Origin of the sequence: Corynebacterium sp. HMSC076D02, assembly GCF_001813815.1 — a bacterium.
GTDB lineage: Bacteria > Actinomycetota > Actinomycetes > Mycobacteriales > Mycobacteriaceae > Corynebacterium > Corynebacterium simulans.
Genome location: NZ_KV814043.1, coordinates 43,116 through 57,951, shown reverse-complemented (window position 1 = coordinate 57,951; position 14,836 = coordinate 43,116). Strand labels below are relative to the sequence as shown.

Sequence of the window (14,836 nt, the reverse complement as noted above, 5' to 3'; positions counted from 1 at the left end):
CTCCGAGCGTGAGGTCCTGCCTGACTACGCAAACTTCTTGCGCTCTTTGGTTCCGCTGGAGTCTTCCCGCCCGCTCGTTGTAGCCGTGGATGCAGCAAACGGTATGGGCGGACACACGGTTCCGGCGGTCTTCGAGGGCCTTCCTTTTGACGTGCGCGAGCTATTCTTCGAGCTAGATGGCACCTTCCCGAATCACGAGGCTAATCCTTTGGACCCGAAGAACCTCGTGGACCTGCAGGCCTTTGTGAAGGAGCAGAAGGCAGACATCGGACTCGCCTTCGATGGCGACGCCGATCGCTGCTTCGTGGTCGATGAAAACGGCGATGCAGTTTCGCCTTCTGCTATCTGTGCACTTGTCGCGGAGCGCTACCTCAAGAAGTTCCCAGGCTCGACCATCATTCACAACCTGATTACCTCCAAGACGGTCCCGGAGCTTATCGCTGAAAACGGCGGCAAGGCTGTGCGTACCCGCGTGGGTCACTCCTTCATCAAGGCCCAGATGGCCAAGGAGAAGGCTGCCTTCGGCGGTGAGCACTCTGCGCACTACTACTTCCAGGAGTTCTGGAACGCGGACTCGGGCATGCTCGCTGCGATGCACGTGCTAGCTGCGTTGGGCGAATCCGATAAGCCGCTTTCTGAACTCATGGCGCAGTACTCGCGTTATGAAGCTTCTGGTGAGATTAACTCCACCGTGGAGGATCAGAACGCTGCTACGCAGGCAGTGCTCGACGGTTTGGCTGAGGAGATTGAGTCCGTCGATGAGCTCGACGGCGTGACCGTGGAGCTGAAAGGCACCGATGCGTGGTTCAACGTGCGTGCTTCCAACACTGAGCCGCTGCTGCGCCTGAACGTTGAGGCAAAGACCGCAGATGAGGTCGATGCCATCGTGGAGAAGGTTCTCGGCATTATCCGCGCCTAGGCGCTTTCCCCGTGCGGGCGCCTTCGCGCAGGCCGTCTTTCTGCGCGTACCGTTTCCTGTAAATAGTGAACCCAAACAGGCTAGCTGTGCCAGCCTATTTGCAAGAAACGGTACATTCGCGGAGGCTGAGCCGCGGGTGAGCGCCGCCCTAGCCGAGCCGCAGGGCGTGGCCGCGCCGCAAAACACAAAAAGCGCCAGCACAATGCTGGCGCTTTTATGCGGGAAAATTAGCCGCGGGAGTGGGTAACCATGTCCTCCCACTCGACGTACTTCTTGCGCTCGCGGCCTTCTGCCTCACCAAGCGCACGCTCGGCAGCGTCGAGGTTCTTCCAACCATCCCAGGTCAGGAACTCGATGCCTGCTTCGGACAAGGTTGCGGTGATGTCCTCGTCGGAGGAGTGGGAAAGCTTGCCAGCCTCGGCGTCCTCGAGCAACATACCGATGGTCTCCGTTGCGTCAGACTTGGTGTTGCCAATAAGCCCGACCGGGCCACGCTTGATCCAGCCCGTGGCGTAGAGGCCCGGAACGATGCTGCCGTCCTGCTCGATGACGTGGCCACCATCGTTGTTGATGACGTTTTTGTCGGTATTGAAAGGAACGGTATCGATGGCATCGGAACGGTAGCCTACGGCGAGGTAAACAGCCTGGACAGGCCACTCGGTGAACTTGCCGGTGCCGCGAACGTTGCCGTCACCAGTCAGCTCCGTGCGTTCGGTCTTGATGCCGGTGACTTTGCCGTTCTCGCCGAGGATTTCGACCGGCTGCTCGAAGAGGTGAATCTGCAGGGTGTGTGGCGCGTCCTTCGGCTCGCGGATGGCGTAGCCCTCGAGGGTCTGGCAGACCAGATCCTGGGACTTAGAGTTTGCACGTGCTTCGAGAGAAGCTTCGTCGTAGTCGATGTCTTCTGGGTCGACAACAACGTTGATGGACGGGGAGTGGTCCAGCTCCTTAAGCTCGAGCGGAGTGAACTTAGCCTGTGCGGGGCCGCGGCGGCCGAAAACGCGGACCGTTTCAGCCTGGTTCTTGGCCAGGGAGTCATAAACGTTGTCCGGGATTTCGGTGACCTTGAGCTCGTCGCCGGTCTTCGCCAAGATGCGGGCGACGTCGAGGCCAACGTTGCCCACGCCCACGACGGCTACTTCCTTTGCGCTGAGATCCCACTCGCGGTTGAAGCGTGGGTTGCCATCGTAGAAACCAACGAACTCGCCTGCGCCGTGGACGCCTTCGAGGTCTGCGCCCGGGACGTCGAGGTTGCGGTCGCCGACAGCGCCGGTTGCGAAGACAACTGCGTCGTAATGCTCCTGTAGCTGTGCCACGGTGAGGTCGCGGCCGATGTGCACGTTGGAGATGAGGCGAATTTGCTCGGTTTCCAAAACGCGGTGCAGGGAGTTGACGATGCCCTTGATGCGTGGGTGGTCCGGCGCCACGCCGTAGCGGATCAGGCCGAAGGGAGCTGGCATCTGCTCGATGAGATCGATCTCAACATTGCCACCGGTCTTTTTAACCAGGATGTCAGAGGCGTAGATGCCTGCTGGGCCAGCGCCGATGACGGCTACCTTCAGTGGGGCTTGCGACATGTCAGTAGTGGGCCTTTCCTCAAGATTTTTACGGGATTTTGGAACGACTAGCGCTAAACGCTAAAAGCTATCGTTCAGGTACTGGTCGTAATACTAGTCGTTCTAATTCTTTTTATGAATATTAGACTGATTAGTCTGCTGAAACTGGGTGAGCGTGGGTTTTATTGAACCGCGTTAACGTAAATCCGGCAACCGGGTTATTTAGATTCTTCCAGCTTGGCGGTGTTGTTGCAGGTCGCATTGTAAAGAGCGGTGAAATTAATACGAACCGCTTTGTCTATTGAGGTTAGACAGGTAGGTTTTTGGCGACCACTACGAAAGGCAATTGTTCATCGCCATGACTACCGCAACGAAACCTACCGCCAAGTCTCGTACGCGAAAGCCAGAGGGACAATGGAAAATCGACGGTACAAAACCGCTTAACGCGGACGAGGAGATCAAGCGCGAGGACGGCGGTCTCTCCGCCCGCCAGCGTGTCATCGATATCTACTCCAAGCGGGGCTTTAAGTCCATCCCGCCGGAGGACCTTGCGCCGCGTTTTAAGTGGCTTGGCCTTTATACCCAGCGCAACCAGAATCTGGGAGGCGAGCAAACCTCCAAGCTCAGCAATGCGGAGCTGCAGGATGAGTACTTCATGATGCGCGTGCGCTTCGACGGCGGTCGCGTCAGCCCGCAGCAGCTGCGCACGGTGGGGGAGATCTCGCGGGATTATGCGCGTTCCACCGCGGATTTCACGGACCGCCAAAACATCCAGCTGCACTGGATTCAGATTGAGGACGTCCCGGGTATCTGGGAAAAGCTGCGCGCGGTGGGCCTCGATACTCTGTTGGGCTGTGGCGACGTTCCCCGCGTCATCTTGGGCTCGCCGGTGGCGGGAGTCGCGGAAGACGAAATCATCGACGCCACCCCGGCCATCGATGACATCGTGGCTAACTACCTCCCGCGCGAGGAGTTCCACAATCTCCCGCGCAAGTTCAAGACGGCCATTTCGGGCAATCGCCGGCAGGACGTTACTCACGAGATTCAGGACATCGCGTTCGTCGGCGTCGATCACCCCGAGTACGGCCCTGGTTTCGACTGCTTCGTCGGCGGCGGCTTGTCCACGAATCCCATGCTTTCCCAGTCCTTGGGCGCTTGGGTGCCGCTTGAGCGTGTACCGGAGGTGTGGGCCGGCGTGGCTCGCATCTTCCGCGATTATGGCTACCGCCGCAATCGCAATCGAGCGCGCCTGAAGTTCCTAGTCGCGAAGTGGGGCATCAAGAAGTTCCGCGAGGTGCTAGAAAATGAGTACTTGGACGCCCCGCTTGCCGACGGCGAGCCCCTTACCGTCGAGCCTGGCTCCCGCGACCACCTCGGCGTGCACAGACAAAAGGATGGCAACTTTTATCTCGGCGTCAAGCCCACCGTAGGCCACGCCACGGGCGAGCAGCTCATCGCTATTGCCGACGTCGCGGAGCGTTTCGGCATTACCCGCATCCGCACCACGCCGATGAAGGAACTTCTCTTCCTCGACGTCAAGGAAGCCGATATTCCGGTTCTTTCGCGGGCGCTCGATGAGACCGGTTTGTACTCACAGCCATCTGAGTTCCGGCGCGGCGTTATTTCCTGCACCGGCTTGGAATTCTGCAAGCTTGCGCACGTGACCACGAAGGCCCGGGCGATTGAGCTGGTGGACATCTTGGAAGACACCTTGGGTGACCTCGACGTGCCGATTTCCATTGCACTCAACGGCTGCCCGAATGCCTGCGCTCGTTCCCAGGTCTCGGATATTGGACTGAAGGGCCAGATCGTTACCGATTCCGAAGGAAACCGTGTTGAGGGCTTCCAGGTGCATCTGGGTGGCGCGCTCGGGCTCTCCCCGGACTGGGGACGCAAGCTGCGCGGGCACAAGGTCATCGCGGATGAGGTCCCAGACTATGTCATCCGGTTAGTTCAGAAATATAAGGAGCAGCGCGAGGAAGGCGAGCAGTTCCGCCACTGGGTTTTGCGCGCAGATGAGGAGGATCTGCAGTGAATTTTCGCCGCGAGCCGAATCCGAACCGCAACCATCCGATGTACTGCCCCTACTGCGGCGGCATGAACCTCTTTCCCGATGAGGAAGGCAATTTCGCGTGGAAGTGCTGCGAGTGCCTGCGTATCTTTTCCGTGATGTTCCACGGTCAGGATGATGCGCCGGTAGCACCTGCCAAGGCGGTTTCTTCCAACGAGGCGTTGCAACGATCGCTGCAACGTCGCGGGCATCTGTCTACGGCTAAGCAGGATGCAAGCGCGGGGAGCAGACGATGAGCGCACTGATTACGCTTTCACATGGTTCGCGCCATCCAGAGGCAGCTCTTGGTATTGAGGCTTTGACGCGAAAGGCGGCGGCGCTTGCCGGCGCCACATCTTATGAAGCGGCTTACCTCGATTTTCACGAAACTGACCTGGAAGCTGCAGCACAACGAGTAGCTGCCGCGGGGCAGAGGGAAGCGGTGGTCGTGCCACTGCTGTTTACGCAGGGCTATCACCTGCGCGTGGATGTGCCGGAAGCGATCGATCGCGCTGCACATTCCGCCGGGCTGCGGCTGCTGCAAGCAGAAGGCTTAGGCACCGGTGCCGACATCGCGGAGCTCTTAGCAGCGCGTGCGATGGCGCCGCAGACAGGTAAGAAGCCACAGCATCTTGTCATCTATGCCGTGGGCTCTTCGGACGAGAAGGCGAATAGCGCTGTGCGCGACCTCGCTGCGAATGTAGAAAGCCTCACCCATCTGCCTACCTCGGTGGTGTTTGCAACACGTGGTGGGAAAGAGGGCGTCGCCAAGCAGGTGCGCCGCCAAGGCGAGGTGCGGGTGCTGCCACTGTTTAGCACGGCAGGGCTGTTGCTGGACCTGCTCGCGGATTCCCCTGCACAAGTAGACTCCCCGCTAGGCACTGACCTTGCTGGGGTTGTTGCTGACCGTTTTGCCCATGCAGCGGGCTTGTCCACCCAGACTCACATGCTTGCACAGATCGGATAAAAAATGCGGTCGTTCATTCTGATTGCTCTAGCCGGCGCTGCGGCACAGCTTGTCGACGGCGGAATTGGCATGGGCTTCGGCGTAACCTCCACGACCATGCTGCTCTTGGCTGGTCTTGGGCCGGCACAAGCCTCTGCGGTGGTGCACACGGCGGAACTCGGAACGACGCTGGTATCAGGGATTAGCCATTGGCGCTTTGGAAACGTGCATTGGCCAACGGTATTCAAGCTCGGGCTGCCCGGGGCGCTCGCGGCCTTTCTGGGGGCGAGCGTGTTGTCTAATATCTCGACTGCGGCTGCGGCGCCGATAACCGCGTTAATTCTTGTCGGCATTGGAACCAACCTCGTGTGGCGTTTCGCGCGCCTGCAAAAGAAGCCTTCGGCCTATCGCAGCAAGCATTCCGCGGGATTTCTAGCCGGCCTAGGGATAGTCGGCGGATTCGTCGATGCCACTGGCGGCGGTGGATGGGGTCCGATATCCACCTCGACGATGATGGCGATCGGTAAAGAGCAGCCGCGGCGCATCGTGGGAACCGTTAATACGGCGGAATTCTTGGTGACTTTCGGTGCGACTGCTGGTTTCCTGGTGGGGCTGTGGAATGACATCGTGGCTAATTTGGCAGCGGTGATTGCGCTGCTGGTTGGCGGGGCGGTTACGGCACCGATTGCCGCTTGGTTGATTTCGCGCGTTAACCCGGTGGTGCTGGGCGGTTTTGTCGGTACTGCAATTGTGGCGCTGAACATCGGCAAGGTAATAAGCGGGGCTGAAACCTACTTCGGTTGGGCCATCGCGCCTTGGTTCGTGGTGGCTGTGCAGATCCTCGTGGTTGTAGCGGGAGTGGCTGCTACGGCGATTGGTGCTCGACGCACACGTGCGGCGCGCACTGCTGAAGAAGCAGCCGAGGAGGCAGAGCGTGAAGCGCATGCGGCATTCCACGCTGCGGTGCCACACCGCCCGCGCGGGGGCCGCGGCTTCAAGGTGGTGGCGCAAACTGCCCCGGAGCTCAGCCGGACCAAGGAGTACTGGCCGCTGCAGGCGAACTAAGCCAGGTGGCGTTTACTGCGCATCCTGGCTGTTTAGCCCGGCGACCTCGCCGATGACGAAGACCGCGGGCGGGGCAACTTGCTCTTTTCTGACGGTCTCCGCGAGGTCCCCGAGGACGCACTTGTAGACCCTTTCGCTGGCCATTGTGCCCTCCTGGATGATGGCCACAGGCGTCGATGCGCAACGTCCGCCATTGATAAGCGCCTGGGCGATGGCTGCCGAATTCTTCACGCCCATGATGATACTGAGCGTAGCCCCCGATTGCGCTAGCGCTTGCCAATCCACCAAAGACTTGGCGTGGCCTGGCGGCAGGTGACCGGAAACCACTGTGAATGCATGGACAATGCCGCGCTGGGTGACGGGCACGCCTGCCAAAGCAGGAACCGAGATGGCGGAGGTAACGCCAGGGACTACTTCCACCGGAATGGACGCGGCGGTAAGTGCCTGCAGCTCCTCAAAACCGCGGCCGAAGACATACGGGTCGCCGCCTTTCAAGCGGGCTACTTTTCGGCCGGCGAGCGCATGCTCGATGAGGAGCTCGTTGATCTTTTCTTGGGAGGTTTGGCGCTTATACGGCAGCTTGGAGACATCGATGAGTTCTTTGCTTGCAACGTCGCAGAGCTTGTCCAGCTGCTGCACTGGACCCAGGTGATCCGCCAAGATAATCTCCGCCTCTTGCAAGGCGTGCATTCCACGTACCGTGATGAGGTCCCACGCGCCGGGGCCGCCACCAATCAAAACGACGGGGTGAATCTGCGGACTTTCTGCTGCAAACATGCTGGTTGATTCTAGTTGAGGTATTTCACCTCACGTGCAAAAAGGGATTATATACCTGGGGTTTTATTCATAATTGGCTGGGGAAGTTCTAATAAGCACTACTGCGTGTCCGAGGGCCAGACTATGCTCGGCGGCATGGATAGTGCTTACTATGATGGCGCAGCTTATGACCCAGAAACCGTGCGTTATTTCGACGTCGCTCATGAAGGAGCCCAAATCAGGGTCTTAGGCGGTGCTATCTCGCAGTTGGCCGGTCTTTTGGGCGGGGCTAAACCGCGCTGCCTGGTCATTTTGCCTACTGATCAGATAGCCCGCGCGGCTGCCTATACAGCGGCAGGGCTGGCCGAGCCAGCGCGCATTCCGTTGGTGGTGGCGGAATCGCTCCCGCACTTTGTTGGTGCCTTGGATGTCGTCGTGGTGATAGGTGAGCGTGCGGAGTGTGACTGGGCCTCCCGTGCACTTATTGCTGCGGATAAAAGAGGAGCCGCGACTGTACTGGTCGGGCCCTCGCGCGGTCCGCTCGTGGAGGACGCTCCCGAGTCCACCTTTGTGGCACCTACTTTGCCCACGGCGGAGGGTGCCTCGCCGGCTCGGTTCATCGCCGCGCTGTATGCGGTGGCTGCGGTCCTCGAAGAAGAAGGGGAGCTCGTAGCCCGCAGGTTGGAGGAAGCCGCCGACGCAGTGGACCGCGAGCTGGAGGCGCTTAGCCCAGAGCATGATTCCGCAACTAACCCCGGCCGCGAGCTACGGGAATTTGTGGAGGGCGCGAGGGTTATTCATTCCTGCGGCGTCGACCCATATTCCTGGTCAGAGGAGCGTTCCGGAGTATTTATCAATGTCCTGGTTGCCCGCATGGCCGCCGCGGTTTGGGCTGCGCATGGTCTTGGCGGTACTTTTGCTGACCCTGAGGCGTTGCCACATATTTTGGAGCGCGCACAGCAAAGAGGTGGAACAGCGGTGCGTGACATATTCTTTGACCCGCAGATAGACGCGCCAGAAGAAGAAAATGCTTTGGTACCATTGAAAATTGTTTTGTGGGGAGAGGAAGAGGCGAACCTTCCCCATTCAATCGCTGAATCGAGCAATGATCCTGAACCCGCCTTAGGGGAATTGGCGCGCGCTCTTCAGTTCATTACGCGCAGTTATGCCGCGACCGCCTACGAGATTTCTTAAAAGAAGGAAGCAATACATATGCAGCTGCTCAACAGCGCAACCCGCAACTACTCCTGGGGCTCACGGACCATGATTCCTGAGCTCAAAGGTGATCCCGCGAGCGATACCCCGGTAGCCGAGCTCTGGTTCGGCGCGCATCCGGGGGACCCTTCAACCGTTGATGGCCAGCGCCTCGACGAGGTTATTGCAGCCGCTCCGGCGGAGCAGTTGGGCAAGCGCGTGCAGCAAGACTATGGCAAGCGCCTGCCTTTCTTGCTGAAGATATTGGCCGCCGCAGAGCCGCTGTCTTTGCAGGCGCACCCCTCTAAGGCGCAGGCGGAAGAGGGTTTTGCCCGCGAAAATGAGCAGGGTATCGAGGTAAGCGCCACGAACCGCAACTACAAGGATGACAACCACAAGCCGGAGCTCATAGTGGCACTCACTGAGTTCTACGCCATGGCTGGCTTTCGGCCCCTCGAGCGCACGCTGGAGCTGTTGAAGGCTTTGGAATGCTCGGAGCTCGAGCACTACCTGAACATGCTCCTGCCGGAGGCCGCCGCGGAGTCGGAAAACTTGCGCGCGCTGTTTACCACTTGGATCACTATCCCGGCTACAAAGCGTAAGGAACTCATCGCAGCAATCGTCGAGGCTGGTGAAAAGCTGATCGCGCGCCTTGAAGCAGAACCAGCGGATTCGGCTGCGGCGTGGATGGCACGCGATATGCGCACAGTCATCAGCCTGAACGAGCAATACCCAGGTGACATCGGTGTCTTGGGAGCGCTGTTGCTCAACCACGTGGTCTTGCAGCCCGGCGAGGCTGTGTACCTCAACGCCGGCGCGCTGCACGCTTATGTCTCGGGCCTTGGCGTGGAGATCATGGCGAACTCCGACAACGTCCTGCGCGGCGGCCTGACCCCGAAGTTCGTGGATGTTCCGGAATTGGTCAAGGTCCTCACTTATGAAAGCGTGGATGATCCGCGCGTGCAGCAAAAAGAGAAGAGCGTAGAAGAAACCCTGCACGGCGCTAAGGCTTGGGCCTATCCGGTGCCGATCGATGAATTCATCTTGGACCGCGTAGAGCTCTGCGCAGACGATACCGTTGAGCTGAACTTCGATGGTCCGGCTATTGCGCTGTGCACCGGTGGGGAAGTGGAGCTGCGTGACAACGAAGGCCAAGAGCTCAAGCTGCAGCCGGGGCAGGCGGCATGGCTGCCAGCAGCAGAGGAGACCGTAGTGGCGCGGGTTGCAGCGGGCGAGGCGAGCCAGCTCTTTATCGCTCGTGTCTAGGGCCTGCTAGGAGACCTGTAACGTCACCGCGAATTACCTCCGCCATGGAAACTACATCCTTGCGCTCAATAAAACCCTCGGCCTCTGCCTGAATGACGTCGCCGCCTTCGACGAACGTGGCATCTAAATCTTCGACGATAACCGTAGAAGCGCCCACCAGTTCGCCGCTAAGCTCGCGTGCGTCCGGAGTGTGCGAACCCAGTGCGACGAAGATGACAACGCGCAGCGGCTCGTTCGCCGTGGATGAAGCGTTGCCAGGGCCTTCCAGAAAATCGACAATTGTGGCAACCGAAACCGCGGGAGTGCGCAAATTGGTTACCGCTTGACCATCGAGCAGTTGCACTGGGGCCTCAGCGAGGTTAGTTGCCTGACCTGCGGCCGTAGTCGCGCCGGTGGTCGGCGCTTCCGTTGGGGTAGGAGCCTAGCCGGTTGGATCGGAGATATCGACGGCTTCGGTCATGTTGGTGTCCTCGACATCAACAGCAGTCGGCTCCTTAAAAGTATCTGCATAGGTCGGCTCGGAGCTTGGCTGCGGGGCATCAACGGTATCGCCGCTGCCTCCAAAAGTTGGCGCTGTATCGGTAGCAGGAACTTCCGTGCCGTTCATCTTGCCTGGGGTGGCTTCGCCCGAAGGAGAAGGCTCGACGGGCTGAGCCGCCGTGGGCTGGCCGGAGTCGGAATCCCCGGGCTTTGGACGGACGGTTTCAGTCAGGCTTGGCTGCGTGTTGTTTGGTGCAGAAGCTTGGCTGGTTGGCTGTTGCGCAGTTGCCTGCGTAGAAGTGGTTGGTGCAGCAGTGCCGGAGGCGCTGTTAGAAGGCTCCTGTGGGTAGCCCGTTGCGTAGGTGCCGTTGGCATTCTGTTGCGCGGTGGCGTGGGACTGGGAGGAGAGGTTCTCCGGGCGGTAAACCGACGTGGGGCCAGTGTTAGAGGTGCTGCCGGTAAAAGCGTTTGGGGCCAAGAATGGGTCATTCTTGAGTGCCACGGCGCGCTTGCGGGAAGAGCTGTCTTTGTGGCTCTTGCTGCTGTGCTTGGAGTGGGGGCGGCTGCTCGTGGTGGAAGTTTGCGAGGTGCGCTTGCTTTGCGACTCGGTTTCGCCAACCTGAGTTACAGCCTCGCTGGTGCTGTGCGACGCCACGGTGTCAGGCGTGGAAACACGCCAGACACCGTAGCCTACGAACAACGCGAAAAGGAGACCGAGGGCGATAAAGACATACACGCGACGTGCATCGGGCTTCATCGTAAGCTCCTTTCCTTCTCAAGCCATCTATGGAGGGTTCTAAGGGGAATGGCTTAGTTCTAACCGTTACAATAATGGACTTCAAAGAAATAGCTTCCGACCAGCGGGGATGCGGGCTGGAAACTGGTATGTGTAACAACTCGGTAACGACCATACCATGTAAGAGTATTTAGTGGAATAGGCATCTTACGTATCGCCATGTAGGCGGAAGTTTCCTTGAAAGAGTGTTTCGGAATTTGGTTTAGCTAGTTCGGCTTCCGCTTCGCAGTGCGCAGCCGGAGAAGTTCTGCGTCCTGCACGGCCCAAGGTGCCTGTCCGTCTGGACTGAATTGGCGCTTGACCTTTGTTTCCACGCTCAGCCTAAAGTGTGTTGATTCTCTCTGTGGTTTTTAACGTATAAATTGACTGTGGCAACGCACTGACAAAAGCAGCGGCAGCGGCTAGATATAGAAGTAAACATCGCGGGAAGATTTCTCCCCTTCATCAACTGTCTGCCCGCGGTGGAGGCCACCAGCAGTAGAACTTTCGCGTTATATCAAAGGAGAGCGCAATGAGCACTTGGGACGAAGACATCTTTGCAGATGACGTCAACGTTGATTTCCTGGATGAACTCGCCAACCTTGATGACGAGGACATCGTTGAGTCTGTATCTGATGCTTGTGCCTTGGCTACGAATGACAATTCCGTTTCTGAAGAGGAACAGCGCAATGCACTAGCGGCCGCTACCATCGCCGCCATCTGGGCCGGTGCGCCGTTTAGCGCCGGTGAAATTGTTTCTTCCTATCCGTTTATCCGTGGGCTTGCCGGCTCCGGCAGCGAAGAGCTCAACGAGCAGGCTCTGGAATTGCTGGAGGGCGTGGAAGAAGATTATGACCTCGAAGCATTCATTGAGGCTTTGTCCTAATAATGCTGGTTAGCATCGAAGGAATTGACGGTGCGGGCAAGAACACGCTCGTAAACAAGATTAAAGGCGAGCTTTCTGTAGAAGTCGATGTCTTGGGCTTTCCGCGCTATGAAGAATCCGTGCACGCGCAGCTGGCCCAAGAGGCTCTCTACGGCCGGATGGGTGACTTAACGGATTCCGCCTATGCCATGGCCACCCTCTTTGCTCTTGACAGGTTTGGCGCAAAAGACCGCCTGTTGGAAGCGCAAGAGGGCAAAGACCTGCTGATTTTGGACCGTTACGTGGCCTCAAACGCCGCCTACTCGGCCGCGCGCTTGGGTACCGATGAGGTCGTAGACTGGGTCTACGATCTTGAGTTTTCGCGTTTGGGGCTGCCTAAGCCCAGCCTGCAGATCTTTCTCGACACCGACGTCGAGCTCGCCGCAGCCCGCGCCGAGGCGCGCGCAGCCGAGGACGCCGGCCGTGCCCGTGACCGATATGAAAAAGACAGTGATCTCCAGACGAACACTGCGGCGGCGTATCGTCGATTAGCGGAACGTGCGTGGGGCGGACGCTGGATCGCCACCGCTGATACCGATATGATTGTGCAATCTGTCAAGGAACTCGTAGAGGAGTAGGAAAATGGCGCCGAAGATTCTGGTCGTTGACGATGATCCGGCCATCTCGGAAATGTTGACCATCGTTCTTGAGGCCGAAGGCTTCGAGCCCATCGCTGTTACTGACGGCAATGAAGCAGTTCCTGCTTTCCACGAACACGAGCCAGAGCTCATCCTGCTTGACCTCATGCTGCCGGGCATGAATGGCGTTGATATTTGCCGCGCCATCCGCTCGGAATCGGCAGTTCCTATCGTTATGCTCACCGCGAAGACGGACACTGTCGACGTAGTGCTTGGCTTGGAATCTGGCGCTGATGATTACATCACCAAGCCCTTCAAGCCGAAGGAGCTGGTTGCCCGCATTCGTGCGCGCCTGCGCCGCACCGACTCTTCCTCCAGCGAGCTCATCGAGGTCGGCGACCTAGTCATCGACGTCCCAGAACATACCGTCAAGCGCGTCGACGGCGAGGAGCTTTCACTTACCCCACTGGAATTCGACTTACTTCTCGAGATGGCACGCAAGCCTGGCCAGGTGCACACCCGTGAAGCGCTACTGGAATCCGTCTGGGGCTACCGCCACGCTTCTGATACCCGTCTCGTCAATGTGCACGTGCAGCGTTTGCGCGCCAAGATCGAGCACGATCCGGAAGACCCGCAGATCGTCCTGACCGTCCGCGGCGTTGGCTATAAGACCGGCAAGACTGGCGCCGGCGAATAAAGAGGACCCGCAGCTATTTTTGATTGGTTTAAGCGTCTGCAGGATGGCGTTGTAGATAAGTGGCGCACATCGCTGCAGACAAGGGTCATCGGCATGATCCTCGTGGCATCCACGGTGGTCATGCTCTTGTTGGCATACGCGCTTGTCTCGGTGCTGACGCAGCGTTTGGTCAGCCAAAAAGAAGATGCAGCCCGCCAGGAGCTCGATCGCGCGCGTACCACCGTGGAGCAGCAAATCGATGCCACTGGCAGCGCCAACTCGAACCAAGTGCGCATCAATTCCGCACGTTCTTCCCTTGGCCAGCTATCGGCTGATCACAACGAACACCAAGAAGCCTATGAAGCTGTTATCGCCGTAGAAAACGACGATAACTCTCTTACTACTTCTCCTGAGGGCTTTCGCCTGCCCAATGAATTACGGGACTTGGTGTCTAACGGCCAGGTGGCGCAGCAATACACCAGCGTGGATCACCCCGGCGGCGATCCTTATAATGCCTTGATTATTGGCACCCCAATCGATTCCGATATTCCAAACGCCCAGGTTTACCTGGTGCTGTCGATGGAGTCTGAGGAAGCCACAATGGCGCTCATGCGCGGTTTGCTTTCGGCAGCCGGCGTGGTGGTTGTTGTGTTGCTGGTCGGCATCGCTTGGCTGGCAACGCAGCAGGTTATCGTTCCCATTCGTTCCGCATCTCGCATTGCGCAACGCCTCGCGGCAGGCCACTTGCGCGAGCGTATGGTGGTCAACTCTGACGATGAAATGGGCCGTCTGGCGGGCTCTTTCAACGACATGGCTGACAAGCTTTCAAAGCAGATTAACCAGCTTGAGGAATATGGCGATCTCCAGCGCCAATTTACTTCAGACGTCTCCCATGAGCTGCGCACTCCGTTGACCACGGTACGCATGGCGGCGGACCTCATCGCTGCTGATCCGGATTCCCTTGAGCCGCATACTCGCCGCGCATCAGCGCTGATGATTCGCGAGCTTGATCGCTTCGAGGAATTGCTCGCCGACCTGCTGGAGATCTCGCGCCATGATGCGGGCGTGGCTGACCTTTCCACGGCCTCATTCGACGCCCGCTCCTGTGTTGACTCTGCGCTGGCACAGGTCCAGCACCTGGCAGAGGAATTAAACGTCGACGTGCAGGTTAATATGCCGGATGAGCCCGTCACTATCGAAGCAGATTCGCGCCGCATTGAGCGCATCTTGCGTAATCTTTTGGCCAACGCTATCGACCACTCTGAGGGAAATCCCGTGGTCGTCGATTTGCAGGCCAATGACCAAGCGGTGGGCATCGCGGTGACCGACTCTGGCGTGGGTCTGAAGGACGGTCAAGAAGAGCTCGTATTCAACCGTTTCTGGCGTGCAGATGCTTCGCGTAAGCGCCATTCAGGGGGTACCGGTTTGGGCTTGGCCATCGCCCGCGAGGATGCGGTCTTGCACGGCGGTACGCTCGATGCCATCGGTTATATCGGCGTCGGTTCGCGCTTCCGCCTCATCGTTCCGCGCTCGCCGAACACGGCCATCGAAGAGCAGCCGATTGCCCTTGAGGTCCCCAATGCCCCGCAGCCGGAACTGGAAGCGGCAGAGGTAATGGAGCAAGAAGATGTCGGCATCATCTGGCCTTCG

Annotated in this window: 15 protein-coding genes; 11 read left to right on the top strand and 4 right to left on the bottom strand. The window is 58.8% G+C overall.

All coding sequences use genetic code 11. The features are described 5' to 3' along the window. On the top strand, window positions 1-919 hold a 919-nt coding region (manB, locus tag HMPREF2935_RS02550), incomplete at its 5' end, for a phosphohexomutase domain-containing protein (protein WP_070731865.1). A gap of 227 nt (window positions 920-1,146) precedes the next feature. Here the strand turns inward: manB and HMPREF2935_RS02545 are convergent. Next, window positions 1,147-2,496, bottom strand: coding sequence for an FAD-dependent oxidoreductase (locus tag HMPREF2935_RS02545; protein ID WP_070731863.1), 1,350 nt, complete (start codon window positions 2,494-2,496; stop codon window positions 1,147-1,149). Window positions 2,497-2,833: 337 nt separating this feature from the next. Here HMPREF2935_RS02545 and HMPREF2935_RS02540 point away from each other — a divergent pair, with 337 nt between their 5' ends. Genes HMPREF2935_RS02540 through HMPREF2935_RS02525 form a run of 4 tightly spaced genes read left to right on the top strand, consistent with a single transcriptional unit; the run spans window position 2,834 to window position 6,536 of the window. After that, window positions 2,834-4,510 (top strand): nitrite/sulfite reductase, encoded by a 1,677-nt coding sequence (locus HMPREF2935_RS02540; protein WP_070731862.1) that lies wholly within the window; start codon window positions 2,834-2,836, stop codon window positions 4,508-4,510. Next, on the top strand, window positions 4,507-4,782 hold the full coding sequence (locus HMPREF2935_RS02535) for a hypothetical protein (protein WP_062041824.1): 276 nt from the start codon (window positions 4,507-4,509) through the stop codon (window positions 4,780-4,782). The genes HMPREF2935_RS02540 and HMPREF2935_RS02535 overlap by 4 nt, the downstream gene beginning before the upstream one ends. Beyond that, a complete protein-coding gene (locus HMPREF2935_RS02530; protein ID WP_070731860.1) occupies window positions 4,779-5,492 on the top strand; it encodes a sirohydrochlorin chelatase in 714 nt (237 codons plus the stop codon). Before HMPREF2935_RS02535 ends, HMPREF2935_RS02530 begins: the two co-directional genes overlap by 4 nt. Before the next feature lie 3 nt (window positions 5,493-5,495). After that, window positions 5,496-6,536 carry a sulfite exporter TauE/SafE family protein gene (locus HMPREF2935_RS02525; RefSeq protein ID WP_070731857.1) on the top strand — a complete coding sequence of 347 codons (1,041 nt, stop codon included), beginning with the start codon at window positions 5,496-5,498 and terminating at the stop codon, window positions 6,534-6,536. Between the two features lie 12 nt (window positions 6,537-6,548). Here the strand turns inward: HMPREF2935_RS02525 and cobA are convergent, their stop codons facing one another. After that, on the bottom strand, window positions 6,549-7,313 hold the full coding sequence (gene cobA / locus HMPREF2935_RS02520) for a uroporphyrinogen-III C-methyltransferase (protein ID WP_070731855.1): 765 nt from the start codon (window positions 7,311-7,313) through the stop codon (window positions 6,549-6,551). A 135-nt stretch (window positions 7,314-7,448) separates the two neighbouring features. Between cobA and HMPREF2935_RS02515 the strand changes: the two genes are divergently transcribed. Together HMPREF2935_RS02515 and manA are read left to right on the top strand one after the other, a co-directional pair. Then, on the top strand, window positions 7,449-8,486 hold the full coding sequence (locus HMPREF2935_RS02515; RefSeq protein ID WP_070732127.1) for an exopolyphosphatase: 1,038 nt from the start codon (window positions 7,449-7,451) through the stop codon (window positions 8,484-8,486). Window positions 8,487-8,504: 18 nt separating this feature from the next. Beyond that, a complete protein-coding gene (manA, locus tag HMPREF2935_RS02510) occupies window positions 8,505-9,752 on the top strand; it encodes a mannose-6-phosphate isomerase, class I (protein WP_070731853.1) in 1,248 nt (415 codons plus the stop codon). On the opposite strand, the gene HMPREF2935_RS02505 is transcribed toward manA, so the two are convergent. Both HMPREF2935_RS02505 and HMPREF2935_RS02500 read right to left on the bottom strand, forming a co-directional pair. Beyond that, on the bottom strand, window positions 9,736-10,095 hold the full coding sequence (locus tag HMPREF2935_RS02505) for a hypothetical protein (protein WP_062041813.1): 360 nt from the start codon (window positions 10,093-10,095) through the stop codon (window positions 9,736-9,738). The genes manA and HMPREF2935_RS02505 overlap by 17 nt on opposite strands. A gap of 78 nt (window positions 10,096-10,173) precedes the next feature. Beyond that, a complete protein-coding gene (locus tag HMPREF2935_RS02500; RefSeq protein ID WP_070731851.1) occupies window positions 10,174-10,989 on the bottom strand; it encodes a hypothetical protein in 816 nt (271 codons plus the stop codon). 550 nt (window positions 10,990-11,539) lie between these two features. Here HMPREF2935_RS02500 and HMPREF2935_RS02495 point away from each other — a divergent pair. The 4 genes from HMPREF2935_RS02495 to mtrB all read left to right on the top strand — a co-directional run. After that, window positions 11,540-11,893 carry a DUF4259 domain-containing protein gene (locus HMPREF2935_RS02495; RefSeq protein ID WP_061920998.1) on the top strand — a complete coding sequence of 118 codons (354 nt, stop codon included), beginning with the start codon at window positions 11,540-11,542 and terminating at the stop codon, window positions 11,891-11,893. A 2-nt stretch (window positions 11,894-11,895) separates the two neighbouring features. Then, a complete protein-coding gene (locus HMPREF2935_RS02490) occupies window positions 11,896-12,510 on the top strand; it encodes a dTMP kinase (RefSeq protein ID WP_070518153.1) in 615 nt (204 codons plus the stop codon). A 4-nt stretch (window positions 12,511-12,514) separates the two neighbouring features. Further along, window positions 12,515-13,207: an MtrAB system response regulator MtrA gene (gene mtrA / locus HMPREF2935_RS02485; protein WP_061921002.1), complete on the top strand. Its 693-nt coding sequence runs from the start codon at window positions 12,515-12,517 to the stop codon at window positions 13,205-13,207. Between the two features lie 72 nt (window positions 13,208-13,279). Beyond that, a partial coding sequence (mtrB, locus tag HMPREF2935_RS02480; RefSeq protein WP_305764083.1) for an MtrAB system histidine kinase MtrB occupies window positions 13,280-14,836 on the top strand: 1,557 nt, incomplete at its 3' end.

Bases quoted from the DNA above. Each gene is read 5' to 3' on its own strand.
- HMPREF2935_RS02500 (WP_070731851.1), bottom strand. From the start codon at position 10,989: ATGAAGCCCGATGCACGTCGCGTGTATGTCTTTATCGCCCTCGGTCTC.
- HMPREF2935_RS02495 (WP_061920998.1), top strand. From the start codon at position 11,540: ATGAGCACTTGGGACGAAGACATCTTTGCAGATGACGTCAACGTTGAT.
- HMPREF2935_RS02515 (WP_070732127.1), top strand. From the start codon at position 7,449: ATGGATAGTGCTTACTATGATGGCGCAGCTTATGACCCAGAAACCGTG.
- HMPREF2935_RS02540 (WP_070731862.1), top strand. From the start codon at position 2,834: ATGACTACCGCAACGAAACCTACCGCCAAGTCTCGTACGCGAAAGCCA.
- HMPREF2935_RS02525 (WP_070731857.1), top strand. From the start codon at position 5,496: ATGCGGTCGTTCATTCTGATTGCTCTAGCCGGCGCTGCGGCACAGCTT.
- mtrA (WP_061921002.1), top strand. From the start codon at position 12,515: ATGGCGCCGAAGATTCTGGTCGTTGACGATGATCCGGCCATCTCGGAA.
- HMPREF2935_RS02530 (WP_070731860.1), top strand. From the start codon at position 4,779: ATGAGCGCACTGATTACGCTTTCACATGGTTCGCGCCATCCAGAGGCA.
- manA (WP_070731853.1), top strand. From the start codon at position 8,505: ATGCAGCTGCTCAACAGCGCAACCCGCAACTACTCCTGGGGCTCACGG.
- HMPREF2935_RS02545 (WP_070731863.1), bottom strand. From the start codon at position 2,496: ATGTCGCAAGCCCCACTGAAGGTAGCCGTCATCGGCGCTGGCCCAGCA.
- HMPREF2935_RS02490 (WP_070518153.1), top strand. From the start codon at position 11,896: ATGCTGGTTAGCATCGAAGGAATTGACGGTGCGGGCAAGAACACGCTC.
- cobA (WP_070731855.1), bottom strand. From the start codon at position 7,313: ATGTTTGCAGCAGAAAGTCCGCAGATTCACCCCGTCGTTTTGATTGGT.